Below are 5,433 nucleotides of genomic sequence, written 5' to 3'. Positions count from 1 at the left end.
TATTAGGGCAATAAAGTGGTGCTACCGCTTCTCGAATAAATTCAAAATCAATGACTTTAGCTATTTTACGAACAAGATGATTTTGAGGGACAAGCGCATCTAGTGAGATTTGCTCTATTTTTTCTGGTGTCGCTGGAGTTGGTTTTTTTAGCATAGAAGAATTCCTCTTATAATGGACTCCTCTCTATTAGATCAAAGAACTCGCCAAAAAGCGAGTTCTTTGTCATCAATCTAGGGATGGCTATTTGCTACCTCTTTATTTTTCAGATATAGTTTTTAATAGTAAATGATAATTGTTTTGGTTTGAGCTTTTTTATATCATAGTGCAGGGAATTTTATATTCAGATATAATAGCACCAAATTTAATTGGTGCGATTTTGATATGAAACAATATAAATGGAATGCAAGAGTTTATTATGAAGACACAGATGCCGGTGGTGTAGTTTATCATGCACGTTATCTTGCTTTTTTTGAACGAGCTAGAACCGAAATACTTAGGAAGGTTGGCATAAACCAACAAATGCTATTGCAGGAAGGTGTTGCTTTTGTGGTAAAAAAGATGGATATTAACTACCATTTTCCAGCTCGTTTAGATGATATGCTAGCAATCACAACTAGCATTGAGCAAGTTCGTAAGGCGTCTATCATTTTTAAGCAGACTATTTTAAATCAAAATAACCAAGTTATTAGTACAGCAGATGTTCTTATAGCTTGTGTAAATATTACTAAAATGAAGCCATGTGGGCTTCCTAAGTTATTAGTTTTGGAGTTTATATGAATATTATTGATCTGTTTTTGCAAGCAGGTTTTTTAGTAAAATGTGTTATGCTTTTACTGCTTATTTTTTCGATTATATCATGGGCTATTATTTTTCAACGAACTAAAATTTTAGGTAAAGCTAAAAAACAAATTGAACAATTTGATAATAGTTTTTGGGTTGCTGATGATTTAAATGTTTTATTTGATAAAGCAAAATTTAATAAAGAAGAAATTAGAGGAACTGAACATATTTTCTATTCAGGCTTTAAAGAATTTTCAAGGCTGTATCAAATTAACCCAAATATGGCAGAAGCAGCCTTAGATGGAGCATCACGTTCTATGCGTTTATCAATGAATCGTGAGCTTGATAACTTGGAATTGCATATCCCTTTTTTAGGTACCGTAGGCTCTATTAGCCCATATATAGGCTTGTTTGGCACTGTATGGGGGATTATGAATGCATTTATTTCTTTAGGTGAAGCTAAACAAGCTACATTAAAATTAGTTGCCCCAGGTATTGCTGAGGCATTGATTGCAACAGCTATTGGCTTATTTGCTGCTATTCCTGCGATACTTGCTTACAATCGTTTATCATTAAGTGTAAGCCGAATTGAACAAAGCTACCTTAACTTTATTGATGAATTTTCGGCAATTTTACAGCGTCAAGCCGTTGCTATTAGGAAATAATTATGGGCAGACGTTCATCACGTTTTTCAATTAAATCTGAAATTAATATAGTACCTTTACTTGATGTGTTATTAGTATTAGTACTTATTTTTATGGCAACAGCCCCAATTATTAGTCAAAGTGTTGAAGTTGATCTGCCACAAGCTTCAGAGTCTAAAACAGTTTCACCTTCAGAAACTAAACCAATCATTATTGAAGTGTCTGGTGTTGGGGTTTATGCACTGATCATTGATCAGGAACGCCAAGCTAATTTACCACAAGAAAAAATTATTGCAGAAGTTAAGCAACAAATATCGCTCAATGAAAAGGCTGTTTTTTTAGTCGGTGGTGCTAAGGATGTTCCATATGAAGAAATTATAAAAGCATTGAATTTACTACAATCAGCAGGTGTTAAGTCTGTAGGGTTAATGACTCAACCAATTTAAACAATATAGCAAGAAATCAGCAATGTCTTATAAGCCAAATTCAAAATTAAGTATAGCTATTATAGTATCAATTATATTACATGTGATTTTAATTGTCATTTTGGGTTACCATGCTATTCATGATGATAATACTAACTATGGTAGCATTAATGGAAATTCTATTGATGCTATTATGGTTGACCCCTCAATCATGACCGAACAATATCAAAGGCAATTAAAAACACAACTTAGCCAAAAACAAGCTGAACAACAAAGGCAGCAACAATTAGATGAGCAGGCTCGAAAGTTACAAGAGCAACAGCTTACCCAACAACAGCGACTTAAAGAGTTAGAAAAGCAGCGTTTAAAAGTTGAACAACAACAAAAGAAGGAAGAGGAGGCCGCACAAGCTGCACAGCTAGCAAGACAAAAAGAAGAAGCTGCTCGCAAAGCTAAAGAACAGTTAGAACAGCAAAAAAGAGAAGCAGAAAAACAGCGTCTAGAGCAACAGCAAGCTGAGTTGGCAAAACAAAAGGCTGAACAAGAAGCTAAATTAAAAGCAGAGAGAGAGTTGTTAGATAAACAACGTGAAGAAACTTTACGTAAGCAAGAAGAACTAGTGAAACAAAAAGCTGAACAAGAGGCTAAAGTGAAGGCCGAAAAAGAAATTATTGAAAAACAAAGGATTGAGAATGAACGCAAACAAGAAGAGTTAAACAAACAAAAGGAAGAGCAAGAGCGAACAAAAAAGCAAGCCGCTGAAAAAGCTGCAGCAGAAAAGGCTGCTGCCGAGAAAGCAAGAAAAGCCGCACAAGCTAAAAAAGACAAAGAACTTGATGACTTGTTAGGTGGATTGACATCTGGTACACAAAATCCATCTGGTGGATCGGCTAGCCGTAAAGGGGTTTCGAATGGAGAACTTAATAAATATAAGTCTTTAGTCGAAAATGCTATCAGTAATAAATTTATTAATCCCAACAAATTATATAGTGGTCGTAATTGTGTATTAGAAATTCAGATAGCACCTGATGGTCTATTACTTGATGTTACAGCGAAAGCCGGTGATGAAGCTTTATGTCGAGAGGCGCTTTCAGCAACTAAACGAGCTATAATTCCAAAACCTTCAAGTACATTTTATAATCAAGTGAAAACGATGGAAATTGATTTTCAGCCTAAATAACGTTATACGCAAATACCTGGGTTTTCTGAAACTTATTTACAAAAAATTATCAATATTTTCAAATAAAAACATTGAAATTACATTAATTATCCCAATATATCATCTATTCATTTCGAATCAAGTTTTTAAGTAAAAGAAGGAGCAGAACATGACAACAATTGTCAGTGTCCGTCGTAAAGGGCAAGTGGTTATTGGAGGTGATGGTCAAGTCACGTTAGGCGAACGTATTATTATGAAAGGTAATGCTCGCAAAGTTCGTCGTTTATATAATAACAAAGTGATTGCAGGGTTTGCTGGTGGTACTGCTGATGCTTTTACACTCTTTGAGCTATTTGAGCGAAAATTAGAGATGCACCAAGGGCATTTAACCAAAGCTGCTGTTGAGTTAGCTAAAGATTGGCGAACAGATAGAATGTTACGTAAATTAGAAGCATTACTTGCTGTTGCTGATGAAACTGCATCACTGATTATTACAGGTACTGGTGATGTTATCCAACCAGAAGATGATTTAATTGCTATTGGTTCTGGCGGTCCTTATGCTCAAGCTGCAGCTCGTGCGTTACTAGATAACACTTCACTTTCTGCTCACGATATTGTACAAAAATCGTTATCGATTGCTGGTGATATTTGTGTGTATACCAATAATTTCCAAACTATTGAAGAGCTCAACTATTAATTAATTGAATAAAGAGAATATCATTATGTCTGAAATGACTCCTCGCGAAATTGTAAGCGAATTAAACAAACATATCATTGGACAAGATAAAGCAAAACGTTCTGTAGCAATTGCACTACGTAACCGTTGGCGTCGTATGCAACTAAATGAAACATTGCGTCATGAAGTTACACCCAAAAATATACTTATGATTGGCCCTACAGGTGTAGGTAAAACAGAAATTGCAAGACGTCTTGCAAAATTAGCTAACGCACCATTTATTAAAGTAGAAGCGACTAAATTTACAGAAGTTGGTTATGTAGGTAAAGAAGTTGATTCAATCATTCGTGATTTAACAGATTCAGCAGTAAAAATGATCCGTCAACAAGCGATTGAACGTAATCGTAATCGAGCGGAAGAATTAGCTGAAGATCGTATTTTAGATGTGCTTGTGCCTCCTGCTAAAGATGGGTGGGGACAAGTTGAAGATAATAATTCAACAGCAAGGCAAGCTTTTCGTAAAAAATTACGTGAGGGTTTACTTGATGATAAAGAAATTGAGATTGAAGTAGCAAGTGTCAATATTGGTGTAGAAATTATGGCACCTCCTGGTATGGAGGATATGACAAACCAATTACAATCTATGCTTCAAAATTTAGGTGGACAAAAAACTAAACCACGTAAAATGAAGATCAAAGATGCTTTTAAACAACTTATCGAAGAAGAAGCCGCTAAATTGGTTAATCCAGATGATCTTAAACATGAAGCGATTGAAGCGGTTGAGCAAAATGGCATTGTTTTTATTGATGAGATCGATAAAGTTTGTAAAAGGGGTAATTCATCTGGTCCAGATGTTTCTCGTGAAGGAGTGCAGAGAGATCTTTTACCATTGGTGGAAGGATGCACAGTATCAACTAAACATGGATCAGTCAAAACGGATCATATCTTATTTATTGCATCAGGAGCTTTCCAAACAGCGAATCCATCTGATTTGATTCCTGAATTGCAAGGTAGATTACCGATTCGAGTTGAATTGCAAGCACTAACCAGTGAAGATTTTGAACGCATTTTAACTGAACCAAATGCTTCACTTACTGTTCAATATAAAGCACTAATGGCAACAGAAGGTGTAAATATTGATTTTACTTCTAGTGGTATTCGAAAAATAGCGGAATCAGCGTGGCAAGTCAATGAGCAAAATGAAAATATTGGTGCTCGCCGGTTGCATACTGTATTGGAACGTTTGATGGAAGAGATTTCATTTGAAGCCAGTGAACTTAATGGCCAAACCGTTACAATTGATGCTCAATATGTAAGTGATCATTTAGATAAACTTGTTGCTGATGAAGATCTAAGCAAGTTTATTCTATAATTTAGTTTAGATTTTTGATATAAAAAGGTGAGTCAGACTCACCTCAAAATCATCTTGTTCGTAAAATAGCTAAAGTCATTGATTTTGAATTTATTCGAGAAGCGGTAGCACCACTTTATTGCCCTAATAACGGTCGTCCGGCAGAAGATCCGGTCAGGCTGTTTAAAATCATGCTATTGGGGTATCTTTTCGGTATTCCCAGTGAACGTCGTCTGGTTCAGGAAATTCAGGTCAATTTAGCTTACCGCTGGTTTCTGGGAATGGGATTCACCGAAAAAGTGATTGACGCCTAGGCACTCAGCCAAAATCGTCGCCGTCGGTTTAATGACAGTGAAATCTATCAACAGATTTTTGATAATATTGTTGAGCAGGCTAT

7 protein-coding genes and 1 pseudogene are annotated in these 5,433 nt (G+C 35.7%); 7 read left to right on the top strand and 1 reads right to left on the bottom strand.

Features of this window, described 5'->3' with window-relative positions:
- Positions 1-154 (bottom strand): transposase (locus tag GA0061080_RS12485; protein WP_500683398.1); only part of this gene is annotated, 154 nt, incomplete at its 3' end.
- 228 nt (positions 155-382) lie between these two features.
- Here GA0061080_RS12485 and ybgC point away from each other — a divergent pair.
- The 7 genes and pseudogenes from ybgC to GA0061080_RS11785 form a co-directional block, all read left to right on the top strand.
- Positions 383-778, top strand: a complete 396-nt coding sequence (ybgC, locus tag GA0061080_RS11815) for a tol-pal system-associated acyl-CoA thioesterase (RefSeq protein WP_091125996.1) — start codon at positions 383-385, stop codon at positions 776-778.
- The gene (gene tolQ / locus GA0061080_RS11810) at positions 775-1,446 is read left to right on the top strand and encodes a protein TolQ (RefSeq protein ID WP_091125992.1); all 672 of its coding nucleotides are present in this window, start codon (positions 775-777) and stop codon (positions 1,444-1,446) included. The genes ybgC and tolQ overlap by 4 nt, the downstream gene beginning before the upstream one ends.
- Complete coding sequence (tolR, locus tag GA0061080_RS11805; protein WP_439330228.1) at positions 1,443-1,871, top strand: colicin uptake protein TolR; 429 nt, start codon at positions 1,443-1,445, stop codon at positions 1,869-1,871. Before tolQ ends, tolR begins: the two co-directional genes overlap by 4 nt.
- Before the next feature lie 22 nt (positions 1,872-1,893).
- Positions 1,894-3,030, top strand: coding sequence for a cell envelope integrity protein TolA (tolA, locus tag GA0061080_RS11800; protein ID WP_091125984.1), 1,137 nt, complete (start codon positions 1,894-1,896; stop codon positions 3,028-3,030).
- Between the two features lie 148 nt (positions 3,031-3,178).
- Positions 3,179-3,706 (top strand): ATP-dependent protease subunit HslV, encoded by a 528-nt coding sequence (hslV, locus tag GA0061080_RS11795; protein ID WP_091125980.1) that lies wholly within the window; start codon positions 3,179-3,181, stop codon positions 3,704-3,706.
- 25 nt (positions 3,707-3,731) lie between these two features.
- Positions 3,732-5,057 carry an ATP-dependent protease ATPase subunit HslU gene (gene hslU, locus GA0061080_RS11790; protein ID WP_091125977.1) on the top strand — a complete coding sequence of 442 codons (1,326 nt, stop codon included), beginning with the start codon at positions 3,732-3,734 and terminating at the stop codon, positions 5,055-5,057.
- Positions 5,058-5,098: 41 nt separating this feature from the next.
- Positions 5,099-5,433 (top strand): annotated as a pseudogene (locus tag GA0061080_RS11785) (transposase); the annotation flags it as partial.

Source organism: Gilliamella intestini, from assembly GCF_900094935.1.
GTDB classification, from domain to species: domain Bacteria; phylum Pseudomonadota; class Gammaproteobacteria; order Enterobacterales; family Orbaceae; genus Gilliamella; species Gilliamella intestini.
Note: the sequence above shows the minus strand (reverse complement) of the source record. Positions and strands in the feature narration are given on the sequence as shown.

Coding starts and splice junctions, on each gene's coding strand:
- ybgC (WP_091125996.1), top strand. CDS start 383: ATGAAACAATATAAATGGAATGCAAGAGTTTATTATGAAGACACAGAT.
- tolQ (WP_091125992.1), top strand. CDS start 775: ATGAATATTATTGATCTGTTTTTGCAAGCAGGTTTTTTAGTAAAATGT.
- tolA (WP_091125984.1), top strand. CDS start 1,894: ATGTCTTATAAGCCAAATTCAAAATTAAGTATAGCTATTATAGTATCA.
- hslV (WP_091125980.1), top strand. CDS start 3,179: ATGACAACAATTGTCAGTGTCCGTCGTAAAGGGCAAGTGGTTATTGGA.
- hslU (WP_091125977.1), top strand. CDS start 3,732: ATGTCTGAAATGACTCCTCGCGAAATTGTAAGCGAATTAAACAAACAT.